This is a genomic window from Actinoplanes sp. NPDC051405 (assembly GCF_055586185.1).
Genome location: NZ_JBVJIR010000001.1, coordinates 491,245 through 510,785, shown reverse-complemented (window position 1 = coordinate 510,785; position 19,541 = coordinate 491,245). Strand labels below are relative to the sequence as shown.

At 69.6% G+C, this 19,541-nt stretch carries 16 protein-coding genes and 1 tRNA gene; 8 read left to right on the top strand and 9 right to left on the bottom strand.

What is annotated here, in order from left to right:
• Positions 1–113 precede the first annotated feature (113 nt).
• The 4 genes from ACZ6S4_RS02295 (at position 114) to ACZ6S4_RS02280 (ending at position 3,024) form a co-directional block, all read left to right on the top strand.
• Positions 114–1,193, top strand: a complete 1,080-nt coding sequence (locus tag ACZ6S4_RS02295) for a sensor histidine kinase (RefSeq protein ID WP_465473132.1) — start codon at positions 114–116, stop codon at positions 1,191–1,193.
• Complete coding sequence (locus ACZ6S4_RS02290; RefSeq protein ID WP_465473131.1) at positions 1,190–1,804, top strand: response regulator transcription factor; 615 nt, start codon at positions 1,190–1,192, stop codon at positions 1,802–1,804. The genes ACZ6S4_RS02295 and ACZ6S4_RS02290 overlap by 4 nt, the downstream gene beginning before the upstream one ends.
• 220 nt (positions 1,805–2,024) lie before the next feature.
• Positions 2,025–2,228 (top strand): hypothetical protein, encoded by a 204-nt coding sequence (locus ACZ6S4_RS02285; RefSeq protein WP_465473130.1) that lies wholly within the window; start codon positions 2,025–2,027, stop codon positions 2,226–2,228.
• Positions 2,182–3,024 (top strand): hypothetical protein, encoded by an 843-nt coding sequence (locus tag ACZ6S4_RS02280; protein ID WP_465473129.1) that lies wholly within the window; start codon positions 2,182–2,184, stop codon positions 3,022–3,024. Before ACZ6S4_RS02285 ends, ACZ6S4_RS02280 begins: the two co-directional genes overlap by 47 nt.
• A gap of 178 nt (positions 3,025–3,202) precedes the next feature.
• On the opposite strand, the gene ACZ6S4_RS02275 is transcribed toward ACZ6S4_RS02280, so the two are convergent.
• A complete protein-coding gene (locus tag ACZ6S4_RS02275; protein ID WP_465473128.1) occupies positions 3,203–4,531 on the bottom strand; it encodes an MFS transporter in 1,329 nt (442 codons plus the stop codon).
• Positions 4,532–4,587: 56 nt separating this feature from the next.
• Here ACZ6S4_RS02275 and ACZ6S4_RS02270 point away from each other — a divergent pair, with 56 nt between their 5' ends.
• Both ACZ6S4_RS02270 and ACZ6S4_RS02265 read left to right on the top strand, forming a co-directional pair.
• Positions 4,588–5,244, top strand: a complete 657-nt coding sequence (locus ACZ6S4_RS02270; protein WP_465473127.1) for a VOC family protein — start codon at positions 4,588–4,590, stop codon at positions 5,242–5,244.
• Between the two features lie 57 nt (positions 5,245–5,301).
• A complete protein-coding gene (locus tag ACZ6S4_RS02265; RefSeq protein WP_465473126.1) occupies positions 5,302–5,775 on the top strand; it encodes a DUF4279 domain-containing protein in 474 nt (157 codons plus the stop codon).
• Positions 5,776–5,813: 38 nt separating this feature from the next.
• Here the strand turns inward: ACZ6S4_RS02265 and ACZ6S4_RS02260 are convergent, their stop codons facing one another.
• The 6 genes from ACZ6S4_RS02260 to ACZ6S4_RS02235 form a co-directional block, all read right to left on the bottom strand.
• Complete coding sequence (locus tag ACZ6S4_RS02260) at positions 5,814–6,215, bottom strand: YkvA family protein (RefSeq protein ID WP_465473486.1); 402 nt, start codon at positions 6,213–6,215, stop codon at positions 5,814–5,816.
• A 60-nt stretch (positions 6,216–6,275) separates the two neighbouring features.
• The gene (locus ACZ6S4_RS02255) at positions 6,276–9,023 is read right to left on the bottom strand and encodes a transglutaminase TgpA family protein (RefSeq protein ID WP_465473125.1); all 2,748 of its coding nucleotides are present in this window, start codon (positions 9,021–9,023) and stop codon (positions 6,276–6,278) included.
• Positions 9,024–9,099: 76 nt separating this feature from the next.
• The gene (locus tag ACZ6S4_RS02250; RefSeq protein WP_465473124.1) at positions 9,100–10,245 is read right to left on the bottom strand and encodes a DUF58 domain-containing protein; all 1,146 of its coding nucleotides are present in this window, start codon (positions 10,243–10,245) and stop codon (positions 9,100–9,102) included.
• A 232-nt stretch (positions 10,246–10,477) separates the two neighbouring features.
• Entirely contained in the window at positions 10,478–11,464 is a 987-nt protein-coding gene (locus ACZ6S4_RS02245; RefSeq protein WP_465473123.1) for an AAA family ATPase, read from the bottom strand.
• A 9-nt stretch (positions 11,465–11,473) separates the two neighbouring features.
• Positions 11,474–14,044: a fibronectin type III domain-containing protein gene (locus tag ACZ6S4_RS02240; RefSeq protein WP_465473122.1), complete on the bottom strand. Its 2,571-nt coding sequence runs from the start codon at positions 14,042–14,044 to the stop codon at positions 11,474–11,476.
• 196 nt (positions 14,045–14,240) lie between these two features.
• The gene (locus ACZ6S4_RS02235) at positions 14,241–15,695 is read right to left on the bottom strand and encodes a fibronectin type III domain-containing protein (RefSeq protein WP_465473121.1); all 1,455 of its coding nucleotides are present in this window, start codon (positions 15,693–15,695) and stop codon (positions 14,241–14,243) included.
• A 188-nt stretch (positions 15,696–15,883) separates the two neighbouring features.
• On the opposite strand from ACZ6S4_RS02235, the gene ACZ6S4_RS02230 reads away from it, so the two are divergent.
• A tRNA-Leu gene (locus ACZ6S4_RS02230) sits at positions 15,884–15,968 on the top strand.
• Positions 15,969–16,171: 203 nt separating this feature from the next.
• On the opposite strand, the gene ACZ6S4_RS02225 is transcribed toward ACZ6S4_RS02230, so the two are convergent.
• Together ACZ6S4_RS02225 and ACZ6S4_RS02220 are read right to left on the bottom strand one after the other, a co-directional pair.
• Positions 16,172–16,600, bottom strand: a complete 429-nt coding sequence (locus ACZ6S4_RS02225; protein ID WP_465473120.1) for a hypothetical protein — start codon at positions 16,598–16,600, stop codon at positions 16,172–16,174.
• A 456-nt stretch (positions 16,601–17,056) separates the two neighbouring features.
• Positions 17,057–18,196, bottom strand: coding sequence for an IS110 family RNA-guided transposase (locus ACZ6S4_RS02220; RefSeq protein WP_465473119.1), 1,140 nt, complete (start codon positions 18,194–18,196; stop codon positions 17,057–17,059).
• Between the two features lie 1,082 nt (positions 18,197–19,278).
• Here ACZ6S4_RS02220 and ACZ6S4_RS02215 point away from each other — a divergent pair.
• Positions 19,279–19,533: a hypothetical protein gene (locus ACZ6S4_RS02215; protein WP_465473118.1), complete on the top strand. Its 255-nt coding sequence runs from the start codon at positions 19,279–19,281 to the stop codon at positions 19,531–19,533.
• Positions 19,534–19,541: the final 8 nt, after the last annotated feature.

Here is a 19,541-nt window from a genome sequence, read left to right as displayed (position 1 = left end):
ACCCGGGATAAGTGCGAAACGACCCGCACCGCCGCCGCCATCGGGCACATGACCTTCGGCCAGACCTTGCTCGCGGTCCGCCGCAGCCGGCGGTGCGCGCATATGCTGCGCCGGTGAGGCAGCCGGTTTCCTGGATCCCGCCCGTGCTCTACAGCGCGGTGCTGGCCGGCGGCGTCTACTACAGCGCGGTCGGCCCGGGCGTCACCGGGCGGACCGCCGGCTTCGCGGGCCTGCTCGCCGTGCTCATCGTCCTGGACGCCCGGGACCGGCCGATCCCGCCGGTTCTCCTGTTGGCGGTGCGGATCCTGCTGCTGGCCGGGGTGACAGCGCTGGACACGTCCGGGCTGTCGCGGGTGCTGTTCGTCCTGGTGCCGTTCCTGGCCTACTTCGCCTTCGGCCGCACCGCCGCCCTCGTGCTCGGCGCCGGCTGTGTCGCGGCGGTGACGGGCGCTTTCACGCTGTGGGTGCCCGACTGGTATGTCTCCGCCGAATACATCTCGGACCTGCTGATGTTCACCCTGGGCATCGTGCTGGCGATCGCGATGGCCGCGGTCGCCACCGGCGAACAACGCGCCCGCCGGCAGCTGGCGGGCACCCTCGAGCAGGTCGCCGACCTGTCGGCGGCCCGCGAACGCAACCGGCTCGCCCGCGAGATCCACGACAGCCTCGGGCACCACCTGACCGCCATCGGGATCCAGCTGGAGAAGGCCGAGGCGTTCGCGGCGCTCGACCCCGCGACGTCGGCCCAGGCCGTGTCGAGCGCGCGCTGGTCGGCCGACCGGGCGCTGACGGAAGTCCGAGCCTCGGTACGCACCCTGGGCTCGCAGACCGGCCCGGTCGAGCTGTCGCACGCGCTGCCCGAGCTCGTCCGGCACCTCGACGGCGCGGCCGGCCGGGTGACATTGACCGTCACCGGCCAGGAACGGCGGCCGCTGCTGGTGCTCTACCGGGCAGCCCAGGAGGGACTGACCAACGCCTGCCGGCACTCCGGCGCCGCCAGGATCGGCCTCACCGTCGCCTACGAGGAGCGGGGCGCCCGCCTGACCGTCAGCGACGACGGCCGGGGATTCGACCCGGGCGACGAGGGTTTCGGGTTGTCCGGGCTGCGCGAACGGGTCCGGCTGGCCGGCGGCACCGTGGCCGTGGCCAGCTCCCCGGCGGGCACCGAGCTCACCGTGGAGGTCCCCTGGTGACCGTCAGCGTCTTCGTCGTCGACGACCAGGAGCTCGTCCGCGAGGGCATCACGGCCCTGCTGGGCCTGCAGCCCGGCATCGAGGTGGCCGGCAGCGCCAGAGACGGCGCGGAGGCCGTCGCGGCGGTGCCCGCCTGCCGGCCCGACGTGGTGCTGATGGACGTCCGGATGCCCGAGCTGGACGGCGTCGCGGCCACCGCCGCCCTGCGCCGGCTGCTGCCCACCTGCAAGATTGTGATGCTGACGACCTTCGACGACGACGAGTACGTGACCCGGGCGCTGCGGGCCGGCGCGATCGGATACCTGCTCAAGAACCTGCCCGCGGCGGAACTCGCTCAGGCCGTCCGCCTGGCGCACGCGGGCGTCGCCCCGTTCGACGCCTCGGTCGTCGGCCGGCTGGCTGCGGCCCCACCGGCCGCCGAGGTCCTCACCCCGCGCGAGGTCGAGGTGCTGCGGCTGATCTCGGCCGGCGCCAGCAACAAGGAGATCGCGTCCCGGCTGTATCTGAGCGAGGGCACCGTCAAGAATCACATCTCGCGCATCCTGAGCCGGCTGAACCTGCGCGACCGGACCCAGGCGGCTCTGTACGCCAAGGACAACGACCTGCTCTGAGGGACTCTCCGTGGCCGGGGCCTTCCCATGAGCAACAGCCCCATGACCTGCCGAACCCGGTCAGCTACGGGCCGTGCCGCCGCGGCCCGGGAGTCGCACATCCCGGTAAATCCGGTTTGAACCGGAGTGGTCATCGCCGGCCGGGGGTACTCACGCGGCTCGCATCCGAGCCCCATCCGGTCCACCCCGGACCGGTTCCCCGAAACAGGAACGAGACGCGATGACCGAGCCGTCCCCGGAGAGACAGGCTCCGCAGGAGCCGCAGTTGTCTCCGGAGCAGATCGAAGCCGGCGACAAGTACGCCGGCCTGCACGATCCAGGACCTGGCGAACAGTACGCGGGCGAATCCGTCCCCGACCCGTGGGAGGAGGCGTCGAATGGCGAGCTGGACCCTGGTGCCGTGCCTGGTGACACTCAGGACTGAGTTCAACACGCTGTCACCCGGCCGGGACAAGTCGAGCGACGGGTCCATCGGCGACACCGCGCACTCGCAGAGTTCGTCGGATCACAACCCGGACGAGACGGGCAGCACCCCGTACGAGGACGCCGACTCGATCAACGAGGTCCACGCCATCGACGTGGACAAGGACCTGCGCAAAGCCGGCTGGAGCATGCAGAAGGCGGTGGAGATCATCGTCATGCGGCACCGCGATGGTCGCGACAACCGCCTGCAGAACGTGATCTACAACCGCCGGATCTGGTCCCGCTCGTGGGGATGGACGACCCGCACCTACACCGGGGCCAACGCCCACACCCAGCACGCGCACTTCTCCGCCCGCTACACGACAGCCCAGGAACGCGACACCCGGCCCTGGGGCCTACTGGAAGCCGAGGACGACGACATGGCCACGATCACCCAGTCCGACTTCAACGCCCGCATGGACGCGTGGTGGACCGCCCGGATGAGCCCGAACGCCCGCGACAACCCGCAGCGTGCCGCCCTGCGGGTGGCGCCGTGGCAGCAGAACGTGGGCCGCACCGGGCGCAGCGCGCACGAGGTGGTGTTCACCGACATGCTGCAGTTGCTGCAGCAGGCCGCCGGGCAGGACCCGCAGCAGGTGGGGGAGCTGATGGTGGCCGGGATGGAGGACGAGGCCGTCGCGGACGCGGTGATCGGCGCGCTGGCCGATCCGAAGCGCTCCGACGAGGAGATCGCGGCCTCGCTGCGCACGGCTCTGGGCGACCGCGCCGGGGAGGTCGGCCGGCTGCTCTCAGCCTGAGCCGGCGCGGGTCGCGGCGCTCGGCCGGCTGCTTTTTGCTCAAGCAGGCGCGTCGCGGGTCTCGGCGGGCTGCTCGCCGCGTGAGCGGTCCAGGTCGCGGGGCACGGCCGGCTGTTCGCTGCCCGAGCAGGCGCAGGTCACGACCCCGACCGGCCCTTCGCTGCCCGGGCCGGCACGGTCATGGGGCTCGGCGTGCCGAGATGCCCGCCAGCACCGTCCCCACGCAGAGGGCGGCGGCGCTGAGCCCCAGCGACCAATGAATCCCGACGACCGCGCCGAACAATCCGACCGTGACCCCGCTGCCGAACCGCAGCCCGTTGGCCGACATCCCGTAGACGCCGATGACCCGCCCGCGGTCGGCGGGCGGCGCGAGCAGCTGCACGAGGGTCTGCCCGATCGACATCGAGGCCAGATTGGCCACCCCGCCCACGACCAGCAGAAGAACCGAAAGCGGATAGCTGGTCGAGACGGCGAACAGCACGGTGCTCAGCCCGTAGACGCCCGTACTGAAAACGGCCGCGGCCACGGTCGGGCGCAGCCGCCCGGTGGCCTCGAGCAGAATGCCGCCGATCACCCCACCGGCGCCATTGGCAAAAAGCAGGATCCCGTACGCCGTCCCGGCGCTGCCCGCCCCCAGATCCTGCGCGAAGATCGGCATCGACGACTGCATCGAGGCCCCGACGAAGAACGACCCCAGCCCACCCAGAATGATCATGCTGACCAACGTCCGGTTGGCGCTGACCGCCCGCAGCACCCGCACCGAATCGACGATCCCCATCCGTCGGCGCGGCGCCCCGTCGTCGCGCGTGTGCCCGGTGAACTTCGTCCGGAAGAGAAACAACGTCAGCGGCAGATAGAACGCCACATTGACGAAGATCCCGGCCGTCGGCCCGAGCCCGAGCAGCAACGCCGACCCGATGACCGGCCCGAACAGCACACCCAGGCTCTTGAAGGTGGCATTGAGCCGTACGGCGCTGGGCACCTCGTCGTCGCCGACGAAATCATGCAGCATCAACTGCTCGGCCGGGCCCCACAACGATCCGGCCAGCCCGTGCAGCACCAACAGCACACACGCCGACCACACCTGCAGCGAATCGGTCAGGAACAGCACACCCCAGGCCACCGAGACCAGCGCGAACAGCGTCTGCGCGACCTGGATCACCTTGCGGCAGTCGAACCGGTCGGCCAGCCCGCCGAAGTACACGGAGAAGAACAGAAAAGGCAGCCAATGGCTGATGACCTGAAAGCCGGCCAGGGCGGGGGAGTGGAACTTCTCCCAGAGCACCCAGTACGTGATGACGTGCTCGATGTTGTCGGCCATCATCGCGAGCGCCGCCCCGAAAAGATAAGGACGACAGTCCTTGTTCCGAAGAGCAGCAAACTTCCGGGGTACGACGGCAGCCGCCGGCGCGTGCGCGGGTACTCCGCAGGCGGCACACATGACAGTCAGACCTCCCAGCGGGCAGCCTCCCCGACCGCGTCGGCGACCGCACCGCCGGTACCTCACCAGGTGACGTGAATTACCCGTTGGTGCTGCGTCGCGCCGCTGTCTAGGGTCTGGTGATGCACCTGCTCGCCGTGACCATGGAAGCACCCGACCCGGCCCGGGCGGCCCACTTCTGGGCTGGTCTGTTGCGCCGAGACGTCATCGAGGACGCCGGCGGTCTGCTGCTACCCGGCGAGGACGCCCAGCTCGGCCTCCGCTTCGTCCCGGGCCGCGCGGGCCTGCTCGGAGCGAGCCGCATGCACCTGCACCTGACCAGCGCCGACCTCGAGGAGCAGCACACGGTGGCGACGGCGCTGAAGCTCGGCGGCCGGCACCTCGACGTCGGGCAGCAGCCGGAGGAGGAACACGTCGTCCTGGCCGACCCCGCGGGCCACCCGTTCTGCGTGATCGAGCCCGGCAACGCTTACCTGGAGGGGTGCGGCCCGCTCGGCGAGCTCACGTGTGAGGGCAGCCGCGAGGTGGGCCTGTTCTGGAGCGAAGCGCTGGGCTGGCCGCTGGTGTGGGACCAGAACGAGGAGACCGCGATCCAGTCCCCACAAGGCGGCACCAAGATCGCCTGGGCCGGCCCGCCCGTGTCGCCAAAAACCGAACCGAACCGCCAACGCTTCGAACTCACCGCCGCGGCACCCGACGAGCTGATTGCCCTCGGCGCCACTCGCCTGGAGACCGGTGCACTGGCCGATCCGGACGGCAACGAATTCCACCTCAGGTAGGCCTCCGATAGTGCGGGGGGAGGTCTTGCTGGTGTTGCCATCAGTAGTGTCCGACGCATGCTCGTGCACCAGTACGTCTACTTCGCGCTCTCTTCGAACGAGGTGTCGGCGGCTGAGATCACCGCGCGGTTGCTGGTTGATCCTGATGAGGTCGTGATCCGAGGTAGCCGTCATGTGAAACCAGCGCGACCCGCTTCCCACAGCTGGAAGATCGTTTGCCGTAAGCCAGGGCTGACGGTGGAGGAGCAGATCACCAGCATCGTTGATCGGCTGTTCGCATACGCTCAGACGATCGGCGACTTGGCGGCCGAGCTCGACCGGATTGATGGCATGCCGGGCGCAGCGGTCATGCAGGTCGTTCGCGTATTTGAACATCCGGCAGAGAAGGCGGAGGAACTCGGCCACCCTGTTGAAGCCGCTGCAGAGCCGCTGGAACAGCCCTCCGTGCTGGGCTGGCATCTGAATGCCCGCGCCTTGACGTTCCTCCAGCTGACCCACGCTGAGCTGGACGTCGACGAGTACGCCTATTGACCTCGACGTCCCGCAGAAGTGCAGCGACCGACAGCTGTTCAGCCTCGATCGCGGCGGGGGCCGAGCAGCCGTTCCAGCAGTCGTGGTTCGCCGGGCCAGGCGGCCATCAGCACCTCCCGGGGCACCTGCCGCCCCGCGTACCGCAAGGCCAGCGCCACCACGACGATGTCATCCAGCGGCCCGATCACCGGAATGAACTCGGGAATCAGATCGATCGGACTGGCAACCCAGATCCCGGCAACAAGGATGGCGATCCGAGCCCGCCGCGGAACCCGAGGATCCTTCCGCAGCCGCCGCACAGTGGTGACACAGTCCGGAATGAACGCAGCGAGATCCCGCAGAATCCCCGGCGGCAACCGCCGAGCAAGGACCAGCAGCAACGCCCAGCTGAACACCAGACAGGCCACGGCGACACCGAGCCCGATAAGCCAGTCCCGCAGGTTTGTCACCCACCGAACCCTACGGCTCCGCAGCCGCCCCCGAACCCCAGTCCGGCCGCGTCAGTCGCGGTGCCAGCGCAACGGACCCGGGTGCAGGCTCCACCAGAGCCGCCGCCACCACGACCTCTTGGCCCGCAGCGCCTCGGCATACGCGACCGCCTGCTGCCCCGCCCGCTCAGCCTGCTGCCCATCAGCCGCCCCGGGTGCGAACCCCACCGTGTTGACCGCGGCCACAAGCTCATCCAACGGCGGCATCTCATAGCCCGCAGGTGGCGCAGCCGCCCGCACAGCACCGAGCCCGTCACGATCCGGCGCATCCTCCGGTCGCCACCCAGCAGACGCGGCATCGACCGCGACAGTGCCGCCCGCTGTCTCCGACGCGGACCCCGCAGCGGCGCCTCGCTCTCGACCGGCATCGTTGCCCGGTCCGGACCCATCGGTCACGCCGCCCTGCCCCGTTTCGCTCCCGCCCCGACCGGCGACGGCGTCCCGCCGAGCTGACCCGCTCAGGCCCAACCCGCTCAGACCCGTATCCGATTCGCTCCAGCCCGTGCCTGACGTGCGCGAATCCGCGCCCGATCCATCCAAGTCCACCCCGGACCCACTCAGACCCGTGCCCGGCCTGCCCGAACCCGACCCGCTCGAACCCGACCCGCTCGAACCCGACCCGCCCGGCCCTGAGCCGCCCGACTCCGCCGCGGCGCGCGACCGGCCCAACCGCCGAGCCTTCCGTTCTCGCGGCACCGGCGGCAACGCCGCAAAAGCCGCCGCCTCAGTAGCCGCCAAATGCCCCGGAACCGGCCGCCCCGCCAACCGCAAAGCGTCCGTGAACTCCAACCAGGCCCCAGTGATCCGCTCATCCGGCGCCCCCACCCCGAGCCGCCGCTGCCGCAACCCCCGCCGCATCACCACGACAGTCGCCGCCGCCGCGATCAACACCAGCAACACCGACCCCGAAGCCCCGGTAGCCACCAGCACCCGGGACGCCCCACCACCCCGAACCGCCGGAGCCTGAGCAACCACCGGCGGCGCCGAAGCACTCGGCGCCTCCGAAGCCGGCGGCGGGTCAGAAGTAGGCGGCGGCGACGGCTTCGGCGTGAAGTCCTCCTCAACCGGCCGCGGCTGATCACTCTTGGGCGACGGATCAAACGCCACCCACCCGAGCTCGTCGAACAACACCTCCGGCCACGCCACAGCATCACCACCGGTGACCGTGCCCCCGCCCGCGGGCACGTCGAAGCCGACCACCACCCGCGCCGGCAACCCGGTCAGCCGCGCCAGCAACGCGAACGACGCCGCGAACTGCTCCGACGTACCGCGCTGCCCGCCCTGGTTCCGCGGCCCGAACAGGAAGAACTGCAGATTCGGGTACGCATGCCCGCTCGGCGAGTCCGCCACCTTGCGGTAGTGCTCGGCCAGGAACTCCTCGATGGCCGCCGCCCGGTCGAACGATCCGGCGTTGCCGTCGGACAGCTGCTCGGCCAGCCGCGTGATCGAATCGGGCACTCCCGCACCGACGGTCAGGAAACGCGCCACCGCATCACCGGTGGGGGAGTCCGCCGCGGGCAGCAGGTTGAAATCAGGTTCCTGCGCCTGGGACGTCACCGTGTACCGCAGCCCCGGCTTCAGTCCCTCCGGGCTGATCAAGGTGCCACTCGCCGGGTCGTACGCGACGCGTACCCCGTCCACGCCGGTCGGCGTCGGGACCACCGGCAGGAGCCGCCCGGTCAGCTCATCCACCGTGATGTCCTGCGTGACCTGCCGCGACGGCACGTCGGGCAGCACGGTCGCGGCCGGCAGCACCCGCCCGGCGTTGCGGTAGGTGGCGCCGACCCGCCACGTCACCCCGTCGTAGTCGGGCAGCACCGCGAGCCGCAACCGCGTCCGCCCCTTGTCCGCAACGCCCGGGGCGACTTCGAGCAGCTTCTGTTCCGGGGTCAGCGCCCAGCCGGAGATCCGGTTCAACGGACTCTCGTCCAGGCTGTCCACCTGCGGCGGTTCGACGTACCGCCGGGGGTCGACCGGGGTCGCGGAGACCCGGCCGCCGACCCACGGCCCGACCACGACGATCAGCCCGATGAGGACCACCAGCCCGGCGGCCGCTCCGGCCAGCGCCCGGCCGCGCACGGCCGCGCGGGTGTTCGCCGGTACGTCGGACAGCGCCGGCCCGCTCGCCGGCCGGGCACTGACCGCCAGCGCGACGGCGACCAGCCCGGCGAACAGCACCGTCGGCCACCCGGCCGTCCCCGCATTGGGCCCGACGACGTAAAGCGCGCCCCCGTAGAGCGCGGCCGCCGGCACACACCCGAGCAGCACCCGCCCGGACCGCACCGCCACCTCGGCCCCGGCCAGCCCGGCCAGCCAGGCCGCCACCACCGGCACGACCACGGTGTCCGGCGTCGACTCCACCGGAATCATGGCGGTGAGCAGCCGCGGAATCCCGTTGACCAGCGCATCGGTGACAATGCCGCCGAGCGCCCCGGTCATCTCGGCCCGGTTCGCGGCCACCCGCAACGCCCCGAGCGTGTACCCGGCGAGCAGCAGCACCGACATCGGCGCGATAGTCCACGACGGCAGCCGCCGCGCCGCCACACTGACCCCGACGGACCCGAGCGCCGCGCCCGCGACGAGCTGCACCAGCAACGCGTCGGCATAGATCCGCCCGAGCACCACCCCGGAAAGCCCGATCAAAATCACCAAGGCCACGGGTACGACCGCAGCCCGCAACAACCGCACCATTAACGCCCCCGGCCCGAGTGGTCGGCGGCCGTTCGCGGCCTCGTGCGCAGCGCGCGAGAATCGCGCCATCCGCGCGCTCCGCCCGAGTGGTCCGCGGTCGATCGGAGCCTCATCGCGTGTCGCGCAGCGGCATCTTCCGCCGCCGTCACCATCCCCGCACCCCGTCCCAGGCGCCGGCGAACTGGACCCCGTCCTCGGCCTCGATGACGATGAGCCCACCACCGGCCGACACCGGCGCAGCGTCCCGGTCACCGAACAGCCCGGCGATGACGACGGGATAGGCCCCTCGCAACGCGGTCACCGCGCCCAGATCGACCCGCCCGCCCGGCCCGGTCAGGTAGACAAGCGTGTCCCCGAGCCGGTTCTGCCGCAGACTGCGCAAGGTCTGGCTGAGATCGCCGGCCCGCAGCTCAGCCTCGGTGAGCACATCCAGGAACGGCCCCTCGGCGATCCCCGACACCAGATGCAACGCAACCGGAAGGTCCTCCCGCACGGCAGCCGCCACAATCGAGGCCGCAGCCTCGCAGCAGGACTCGAACGAGTCAGCAGTCCCGTCACGAACGTCCGGATGCGCCCCGGCCCGATCGTCAAGCAACACAATGATCGTCGGCTCACTGGTGTCGAGCTGCTCACGAACCATGAGCTCACCGACCTTGGCCGAACTCCGCCAGTGCACCCGCCGCAGTTCGTCGCCGATGACGTACTCCCGCAACGAGTCGAACGTGATGCTGCCCTGCGGCACCTTGTCGATCCGCCCGTCCAAACTGCGTGCCATCCCGGCCGGAACGGCCCGCAGCAGATGAATCCGCGGATGCACCCACACGCTGGTGACCCCGCCGTAGGTCCGCGACAACGTCATGAGCCCGAGCGGATCGGTCCGGGTCACCCGCAGAGGCCCCACCGGAACCACACCTCGCCGCTGCGTAGGAACGGGATACTGCACGGTGGTGTCGCGCCCGGGCCGCAACCGCAGCAGGGGAACGGGCACACTCGCAGAACCGCACCGATCCGCGGCCACTAGATTCGCGGCGCGCAGCTTGCTGGTGTTGTGCACGGTCAGGGTCATGGTGGCCGGCTCGCCCCGAGCCACCCGGTCGGGGCTGGCAATCCGATCGACTCCGAGCCCCGGGCGCCACACAGCGAAGACAACCCCGCAGAGCACCGCGACGGCAGCAGCGGTTCCCAGCAGCGCCAGGTCCGGATACCCGAACCTGAACCCGGCACCAAGCAGAGCCAGTGCGGCAACAAGAACACCGGCCCCGCGCGCGGTGACACCGCCGAGCCGCCTCACGCCGACACCGCCACTACCGCCGGGCCCCGATGTCCCGAAATCGCCGGCTCCTGAATCGCCGAAGCCTCCATCCACCCAGGCGTGCCAAAGCCGGCTAGGTCCCGGTAGCCGTCACGCTGCCGGTTGCGGTCTGCTGGCCGCCGGTGGACGTCGCCGCTCCGCCGGCCCAGGCCCTCCGCGCACCGGCAGACGCCACCGCCACGCCGACATGACCTGCGCGCAGTGCAGACGCTCATGCACCCACGCGCTGGTTGTCCGGCAGCGGCACCGGCACCGACCGCACCGCGTCCTCCAACACCTCAACCGCCGTCACCCCGCGCAACTGAGCATCCGGCGACAACAGCACCCGGTGCGCGAACACCGGCCCGATCAACGCCTTGAAATCCTCCGGCAGCACATACCCCCGCCCGTTGATCAGCGCGTAAGCCGACGCCGCCCGGGTCAGCGCGATAACCCCACGCGGACTCACCCCCACCCGAACCTGCGGATGATCACGGGTCGCGGCGGCCAGACGCACCGCGTACGTATACAGCGGGTCAGCGATGTGCACCCGCAACGCCATCCGCACCATCTCCCCGACGGTGGCCGTGTCGGTGACCGGCTCCAACGCGTCGGGGGAGCGCATCGCGGCCCCGCGCAGCACCTCCACCTCGACGTCCTCAGCGGGATACCCGACCGACAGCTTCACCAGGAACCGGTCGAGCTGAGCCTCCGGCAGCCGGTAGGTGCCGTCCATCTCGACCGGGTTCTGCGTGGCCACCACCAGGAACGGCTGCGGCACCGGGTGCGGCACGCCGTCAACGGTGACCCGGCGCTCCTCCATGACCTCCAGCAGCGCCGACTGGGTCTTCGGCGACGCACGGTTGATCTCGTCGGCGATGACGATGTTGGCGAACACCGGACCGGGGTGGAACTCGAACCCGCGGCTGGCCTGGTTGAAGATCGTCACGCCGGAGACGTCGGAGGGCAGCAGGTCAGGCGTGAACTGGATGCGCCGCCACTGACCGCGTACGGCCGCCGCGATCGCCCGGGCCAGCGTGGTCTTGCCGACGCCGGGGACATCCTCGAGCAGCACGTGCCCCTGGGCGAAGAACGCCGTGAGTGCGAGCCGGACGACCTCGGGCTTGCCCAGCACCACCGTGCCGATGCGGTCGGCGAGCTGCGCCGCGACGGCGGCGAAGCCCTGGATGTGCTGGGGCGGCAGGGGTACGTTGCTCACAGGGGTTCCTCAGCAGGTGGGCAGGTCGTTGATGTCGTCGCCGCCGTCGAGGTTGAGCCAGGCGAACGGGATGTAGTTCTTACCCTCGTACTTGACCTGGACCCACCAGTTCGACTCCTTGTGGTTGTTGTAGATGTAGGAGTCGATGCTGGTGCCCTTCTTCTTGCAGTACGCCTCCAGCCGGGTGCCGGGCTTGGCCCAGCCGACCTGCGTGCTCTGCTGGGACGTGCTGGCGAAGATCTCGTTGCCGTTCCGGCCGTCGCGGTCCTTGTCGCAGTAGGTCGCGGTGTCGCCGTTCTCGCCGTTGTTGCAGGTGGCGGTGCCGAACAAGGCGTCGGTCGCCTGGTTGCGGGTGCGGGCGTCGCTGGTGCCGGCAGCGGTCTTGGCGGTCACCGTGAGCGTGTAGCTCGTGCTCGGCTTCAGGCCGGTGACCTTGAGGCTCGAGCAGCCGCCGGAGGCTGAGCCGCCGCCGTTGGACGACTTGACCGTGCAGGTCGCCTGCGCGCCGCCGGCGTTCACGCTGAACGTGACAGTCGCCGTGTTGAACGTCGCCGACGAGCCGGTGATCGTGACAACAGGCTTGGGCAGCGTCTTCGCGGTGGCGGTCGCCGCTTCGCTCTCGCCGGCCTCGTTCACCGCGCGGACCTCGACCGAGACGTTCTCACCCGTGCCGAAGCCGTTGAGCGTCACGCCGGTGCCGTCGGTGACCTCGGTGGTCTTCCCGCCGGCGGCGACCACGTACTTGGTGATCGGGCGGCCGTTCTCGGCTGGTGCGGTCCAGGTGACCTGAATGGTGCCGGCCTTGTCGCTGACGGTGGCCGCGTCGATGTTCTCCGGCCGGTTCGGCTTGCCGAACGGCACGACACTGTTGCTGATCGGTGACGCCTTGGACCCGGCGCCGCGCTCGTTGATGGCGACGACCGTGAACGCGTACTGCTTGCCGTACTCCAGCTCGCCGTCCTTGATGGTCATGGACGTCTCGCCCTTGACCTCGCCGAGCGGGGCGGAGGTGCCGTCGCTGACGGCGGTCACCGCGTACCGCTCGATCTCCAGGCCCTGGCCGTTGGCGGCCGGCCAGCTGACCGCGACCGTGCCGTCGGGTTTGGCCTCGGCGGTCGCGGCCGTGGGCGCGTCGGGAACCTCGGCGGTCGGGCGCACCGGGTTGCTGGTGCGGGCCGGGCCGTCGCCCTTCTTGTTGACCGCGTGCACGGCAAACCGGTAGGTCTCGCCGTTGGTCAGGCCGGTGACGTCGATCGAGCGCTGGTTGGCCCCGACCTGGAAGGTCTTGTCGGCGCCCTCGACGACGTACTTGGTGATCTCGGCGCCGTTGGCCGGTGCGGCCTGCCAGGACACGCGGGCCTCGGCGTTGCCGGCGGCGGCGCGCACGTTACGGGGCGCGCCCGGCTTGGCGACCGGGGGCTTCTTCGGCTTCTGCGGGGGCGGCGGCGGGTCCGGCGGGGTGGGCGGCGGGTCGCCACCGAGGACGTCGTCGGCGTACTTGTCGACGACGCGGACCTGGTGGGCGTTGTCGACGACGCGCGCGGTGGAGGAACCGGGAGCGTTGATGAACAGGTAGTTCTCGCGGACCTCGAGCTCCAGTGGGCCACCGGCCTGCTTGAACGCGATGCTCTTCTGCTCACGGCCGGCGGTGTCGAACACGTGCACGGTGCCGGTGGACTCGTCGGCGACGTAGAAGAAGCCCTCCCAGGCGACGGCCGGCTGGAGCTCACCGCCGTCACCGGGCACCACGAAGTCGGCGACGCCACCGGTCGACGGCACCGCGTACACGTGGCGGGCGTCGGGGACGGTGACCGGCACGACCAGGCCGTCGGTGTGCTCGGGCAGCGTGCCCGGGCCGCTGAGCGGTAGGACCTGCTGGGTGCGGGTGTCGCCGCGGAAGGTCGTGAGGGTGTTGGTGGTGCGGTCGAGGACCGCGACGCCGGTCTCCAGGGTGGAGAGGGCAAGGTCGTGGCTGGGCGTGGCGACGTTCTCGGTGCGGATCTGCACCGGGCCGGCCTGGCCGCCCGCGCCGCCGGTGGCGCCGCCGTCGGGCAGGGGAGCGGCGGTGATGGCGGACACGGTGCCCTCGCTGGGCACGGCGATCCACAGGCGGCCCTCGCCGTCGAAGACGCCGCCGGTGATGCCGGGCGGGTAGCGCAGGGACTCGCCGATGGGGGTGAGCGAGCGCGGGTCGAGCTGGCGCACCTCACCCTGGACGGCGTCGATCACGAACGCGGAGTCCTCGTGCAGGGCGACGCTGACGCCGATGCCGGCGGTCATGGCCGGCCCGACGAAGATCTGCAGGGAGGTGAGATCCATCGAGCTGATGACACCGGTCTGCATGTCGCGCAGCAGGACGAAGCGGTCGTTCTGCGAGATCTGCACCTGGTGGCCGCGGGCCTTGGGCACGTTGACGCGGGTGTCGACCCGGGCGGTGACACCGTTGATCCGGGCGGCCTCGCTCTTGGTCTTGCTCCACACCCAGGAAGCGGCGTCGTAGCTGGCGACGGCCTGATCGGCGGCGCCCAGGCCGAGGACGGTGAGTCCCAGGCCGGCGACAAGGCTCAGGACAGTGCCCATGGTGACGAGCCCACCACGACTGCGCCACCGGCGCTTACGCTGGCCGATCACGACATCTGCACTGGCCACAGCCTGCCTACCTCCCCGTTTGCCGGCGGCGCCCGTTCAGGACGCAGGCCATCATAGGGGGATGGCGGGTGGTGTGGACACCCGGCGAGTCACGGTTGTGGATAGTGATGATCGCCGAGAGTGATCATCATTTGCCGGGCGAGGGTTTGGCCGAGCGAGGGGTGCGGCTGGTGCAGACCTGCGGCGAGGTCGAGAACTGGCTGGTGGTGTAAACAGCCACGACAGCGAAGCAATAGTCCAGGTCAGCGTTCAGTCCATTGAGATCGAACGTGGTCGTGGTCGGGCCGACCTGACCCATCGGCCGAAGCTGTTCCCCGGGCTTGCCCCCGGTGACAACGAACGAGGCCCGCCCGTTGGCCGGGTCAGCCCAGAACAGCTTGACCGACGATCCGTAGTCACGCATGCGCACATCGCTAGGAGCGGGGCCGAAGAGAGTTGGCACATCAGAGGCCGGATCGTCACCCCGGTTGGCCAGAACGACAACTAGCGCGACCACCGCGATGATCACCCCGAAGACCGCGGCAATCGCCGCGAAAAGGGCCGGGGCCTTCCGGGAGTACGACGAATCGCCGCTGCTCGCCGCTGGGGCGGCTGAGGTGATCGGTGGCGCGGAGACGATGTGCGGCATGGGCTGCTGGTCGTAGCGGCTCTGCTGAAAGTAGCCGGGCTCGGGCTGATAACCCGGGAATTCTGTCGCGGCCGGCGGTGGTCCAGGCGGCGCAAAAGCCGGGGGTACGCCGTGAGCGCGGCTCGGCGGGACGGGAGGCGGCACCGGCTGCCCGTAGACGGGCGGAGCCGACGATGATGCGGCAGGCTGGCCGTAGCTGAGCGGCGCCGACTGTGACGTGGCTGTCTGGTCGTAGCCCGGCGGAGCCGGGTCATAGCTGTGCGGGTGGAGGCCGGTGGTCGCTGAATCGCCGGCGGGAGGCTGCTCGTAGCTGGGCAGTGCGGGCTGCCCGTAGGTGTGAGCCATCGGTGGCGGGCTTGGCTCGGGTTCGGGGAAGTAGCGGGTCTGGGGCTCCACCACGGGCTGCTGTGCCACGGCGCTCTGCTGGGGGCGTACCAGTGCCTGCTGGTCCTGGGGTGCCTGCCGCTGCGGCGGGACCTGGAAGCGTTGCAGCTGGTCGGCCGGAAGTTCCATGCGTACCGTCGGCGGGTCTTCCCCCAGGTAGGAGCGTGCGCGGATGACGGCCCAGTGGTCCGCGCCGAGCACGGCGGGGCCGTGCGCGGCCACCCGGCCGAACGCGCGCCTGGCCTCGTGCCGGTTCTCCATCTCCTCAGCAACGACGCCCAGATCGAAGGAGATCCCCAGCATGACCGGGTCGGTGTCCCCGAGCCGCCACTGCCCGGCCGCGTACGCCTCCTCCAGCACCCGCCGCGCACCGGAGGGATCATCGGCCCGCTGATGCACGGTGGCGAGCTGCTGAGCGGTCAGCAGGACGTCAGGGTCGTCCTCACCGAGATTGGCCCGCCCCAGATCAACGGCATGCTCGAGCACAGCGCGCGCCTGGCCAAGATCGCCGGAATCGGCGAGGGCCTGCGCACGCTGCCGGGCGGCGAAGAGCGGGGACGGCTGAGACACGCAGGCCATGCTGCCCTTTGCCGTCCGGCGACGCCAGTACGAGCGGGCCCGCTGTCCCGATATGTCCGGTCCGGGGGTGGCCTGTGAGGGTGCCGGAGGGGCGTGTATATTTCTCTCCTGTGCAGCCCGCCGGGCGGCCACTTGCGGATGCGAATCGCAGGTCGAACCGGTTACGCTGTGCTCACCTTGTCCGGGTGGCGGAATGGCAGACGCGCTAGCTTGAGGTGCTAGTGTCCTTTATCGGACGTGGGGGTTCAAGTCCCCCCTCGGACACAGAAATCTCTCTTTGCATTGGGCCGCTGACCAGCGATTATACGGTCGGCGGCCTCAATCGTTTCCGGAGCTGTGTCCCTGTGGGAACGCGGTCGGAACGCCGCCTTCCATTGGGCACTCTTCCGCCAGCGGCATGGGGTTGCCGCGTCGGGTGGGAGACAGCGCAATGGCCTCCATCGAGGCCCGGAAGACCAAAGGCAAGATCACTGGCTGCCGGGTGAAGTGGCGCACCGGCGGCAACCCGTGACGGCGCCTGGGATGGACCAATTAGGCTCGGCGCCGAGGCGGGTGACGGCCCAATCGGGGGCGACCATGCCTTCGTCGAGCCTGCCGGTCACCTCGCACAGGATCGTGCCTTCGGCGGCCGGATACAGGTCGACGCTGGCGCGGCTGATCTGGGCGGTCTGGTCGGAGTTGACTGGCATCGGTGACTCCTCCGGCGGCTCGGCGTCGTCCTCGTCGTCGGGTGGCGGGTTGTTGCCGGTCAGGCCGCCCACCGTGATGGCCGGATCGGCGGTGGCGCCGTTGCTGAGGTCGGCCTTGATCCGTGCGCCCTCCTCCTTGACCTGGATGTCGTCCCAGTCGGGGGTGGACCATCCGGCGCAGCACGCCGGACTGCAAGGCCGGCGCAACCTTCGCAGCCGGGGCCCGCACCCAGGTCAACCTGGCCATGAGCTGGCTGCACCGCGACCCCATGCCGCCGCTGCGCCGTCGTCGGCCTGCTCGGTCGCGCCCGGGGCTACCCAACCTCAGAGGGCCGGGTCAACTTCGGACTCACACCGCTGACGCGTTCGGTCAGCTCGCACGGGACTTTGCGAGCTGGATTGGGATGCGTCTGCCGCCACGCCGGCCGGCGTGGCGGCAGACGTCGGACCGTGACGATTTCCAGCGGCGGCTGCGCCGCGGCGACGGTCCCATGTCCGCACGAGAGCCAGACGATGGCTAACTTTGGCGAAGAGCACCTCGCCATGACCAGACTGCTCTAGCAGCGCGGGCCCGGCGCAATGCGCCAGCAACAGCAACAATGCGCCGTCCCGACGCACTGTCATGGCACCCCTCTATGTCAAGCGTTGATCATGGGGGTTGTTCTAGGCTGGGATGTGGCGGGTCCGGGAAGTGACTTTTCCGAAGTGTCGACCTCGGGGTATTGGTCGTCCGCGCTGGATTGCAGAGTCGCCCCCGTTTGTCCTCCCGAGCCCGTCGCTGCCGTTTTGGCGTCGGCGACCATGCGCTTGTAGACGATGTCGGACAGGCGTCGTTTCAGCGCGCGCAGCGCTTCCATGGGTGTCTTTGCCGGCGGCGAGTTTGCGCCGGTAGTAGGCGCGGCCTTCGGTGTCGCGGCGGAGCTGGACGATGGCCATGATGTGCAGCGCCCGGTTAATGCGCCGGTTCCCGGCCCGCGATAGGCGGTGCCGGTTCTGGTCGCCGGATGAGGCGTCGATGGGTGCGGTGCCGTTCCAGGACGCGAAGTGCGCTCGGCTGGCGAAGCGGTTGATGTCACCGATGTCGCCGAGCAGCCGGGCGGCGCCGGACGGTCCGATGCCGGTGAGGTCCCGCAGCCGGCTGCCGGTCGTGTCGACCAGTTCGGTCAGTTCCGCGTTGGCGATCTTGATCTTCTTGTCGATCACGACGAGTTCGTGGATCAGCTCGGAGGCCAACCAGCGACGGGTCTTGCCGACGACGTCACGCGGGCGGACGGTGTTGAGCAGAGTGCGGGCCTGGGTCGCGGACAGGAACTTCTTCGCCCCGCCCGGCACCAGCTCGAGCAGCAGGTGATGCAGACGGCTGACCACTTCGGTGCGGGTCCGGCCGAGTTGGTCACGGCGGTCGACCAGCAGCCGCAACGCCACCGTGGTGTCATCCACGACAACCTGGCGCAGGCCGGTGGTGCGCAGGGCGACCACGGCGACGCTGCGGGCGTCAACCGGGTCCGTCTTGCGGCCCTGGCCGGTGGCGAAGACCCGGGCGCGGGCGGACAGCTTCGCCGGGACGTCCAGCACGGTCTCGCCGTCGGCGACCAGGCGTTGGGCGACGTGCCAGCCGATGCCGTTGCAGCCCTCGACTGCCCATACCCGGTCGTTGTGTTTGCGGCCGGCGGCGAACATGGCCTGGTAGCCGTCGCGGTCGGTGCCGAAGCGGCCTTGCCCGACGGCTTGCTCTCGCTCGTTGATGATCTCGATGGTGGCGGAACGCTTGTGCGGATCCACTCCGATGATGACCTGAGCCATCCTGACTCCTGTTCCTCGCTGCGACAGTGGTTGTCGGCGGGGAGGGCATCGCTACTTTGAGCTGGGCATACCCCTCTGGAGCCTGTCCGCACCGCGGTGACCGGCAGGCCGCACGCCAAATGAGAGCCACACCAACGGGTGGGCAGCCGAAATGAGAGCGAGTCCGCCGGTCACCTCGGCCATGCCTGGCCGGGCGCGGCCGTGCCACCAGTCAACAAGTAGCCGATGTGAGTGCGCCAGCAAGCGGGCTCAGGTAGAGGACACGCGTTTCGCCGGCTGACCAATTGATCCCGAGGCGTATGTCAATCAATTGAACCCCTGGAATCGGCAGCCCCCCTGCAACTATCCGCACGCGCGGAGCTGACGCCTCTGCTCAGAGCCTGGACTCGCGGCGAGCTTTTGGTTTGCATCAGGCGACTATCATGGACGCTACCCGCATCGGAGGTTAATCGTGCCCACTGACTGGGGTAATGTCCCTGACTGGGTTGCAGCTATAGGGACTTCGGCTGCATTCGCGGCTGCGGTGGCTGTGCTAGCGCGGGAGAAGAATCAAAAAGTCCACGCCCGAGCATCGCAGATCGAGTGTGAGCTTGAAACTGATGGCGCTGAGGCGAGAGTCTTGGTCATCAACCGCTCCAGTCAAGCTATACGCAATGTGCGTATAGCTGTGCAGGATCCGGCGAGATCCAAGAGGCAGTCTTTGATGCTGTACGAGTCGCCAACCACCTCCAGATTACGTCCCCGACATAAGCTCGTCGCACCAGTTCCGAGTGTGCCTCTGGACTACGAGCTTCCGACCTATGCTGTTCGATTCGTTGACGCGGAAAGCCGCGAATGGCTGACTCATGTAGAGACCGGCGAAGTCTTTCGGGTTTTCAGTGGATGGCATGTTTTGAGCATTTTACGCAAAGGCCAGAGAGGCGTTCGACTGGCTTGGCGCTGGGTATGCAAGAGGCTTGGCTTGCCGCCGAGGTTTTACGGTGAACGTTTGCGGTGGCAAAAATTACACCACACCGAACTTGGAAATGGCCCTTGGCATGACTTGAGGGACAGAGGAGAGTGGGGGCGTCCGAGAGTGGAACGTGATGCTGATCGTTTGCATGGATCTTAAGCACAAGCGGCCGCGTACTCATCTGCCGCCGATAAGGCGCGGTGTTTCGGCGGCGGCCGACACGACGGCCAGCGGCGATCGGCTCGACCCGCACTTCGGCGCGGCTCGGGCCGAGGATCATTACAACACCGGCCTGGTCTATGCCGCCGGACGACGATCCACCTTTGCCAGCGCGCCCTACCGTTTAGGGTCGCCCAACTGGTTCGCCGTGTGCGCGTCCCTCTGACGAGGGAG

What these genes read in the sequence shown, in the direction of transcription:
- ACZ6S4_RS02220 (WP_465473119.1), bottom strand. Translation starts at nt 18,196, where the DNA reads ATGGCTCAGGTCATCATCGGAGTGGATCCGCACAAGCGTTCCGCCACC.
- ACZ6S4_RS02285 (WP_465473130.1), top strand. Translation starts at nt 2,025, where the DNA reads ATGACCGAGCCGTCCCCGGAGAGACAGGCTCCGCAGGAGCCGCAGTTG.
- ACZ6S4_RS02265 (WP_465473126.1), top strand. Translation starts at nt 5,302, where the DNA reads ATGCTCGTGCACCAGTACGTCTACTTCGCGCTCTCTTCGAACGAGGTG.
- ACZ6S4_RS02240 (WP_465473122.1), bottom strand. Translation starts at nt 14,044, where the DNA reads ATGGGCACTGTCCTGAGCCTTGTCGCCGGCCTGGGACTCACCGTCCTC.
- ACZ6S4_RS02280 (WP_465473129.1), top strand. Translation starts at nt 2,182, where the DNA reads ATGGCGAGCTGGACCCTGGTGCCGTGCCTGGTGACACTCAGGACTGAG.
- ACZ6S4_RS02255 (WP_465473125.1), bottom strand. Translation starts at nt 9,023, where the DNA reads ATGGCGCGATTCTCGCGCGCTGCGCACGAGGCCGCGAACGGCCGCCGA.
- ACZ6S4_RS02270 (WP_465473127.1), top strand. Translation starts at nt 4,588, where the DNA reads ATGCACCTGCTCGCCGTGACCATGGAAGCACCCGACCCGGCCCGGGCG.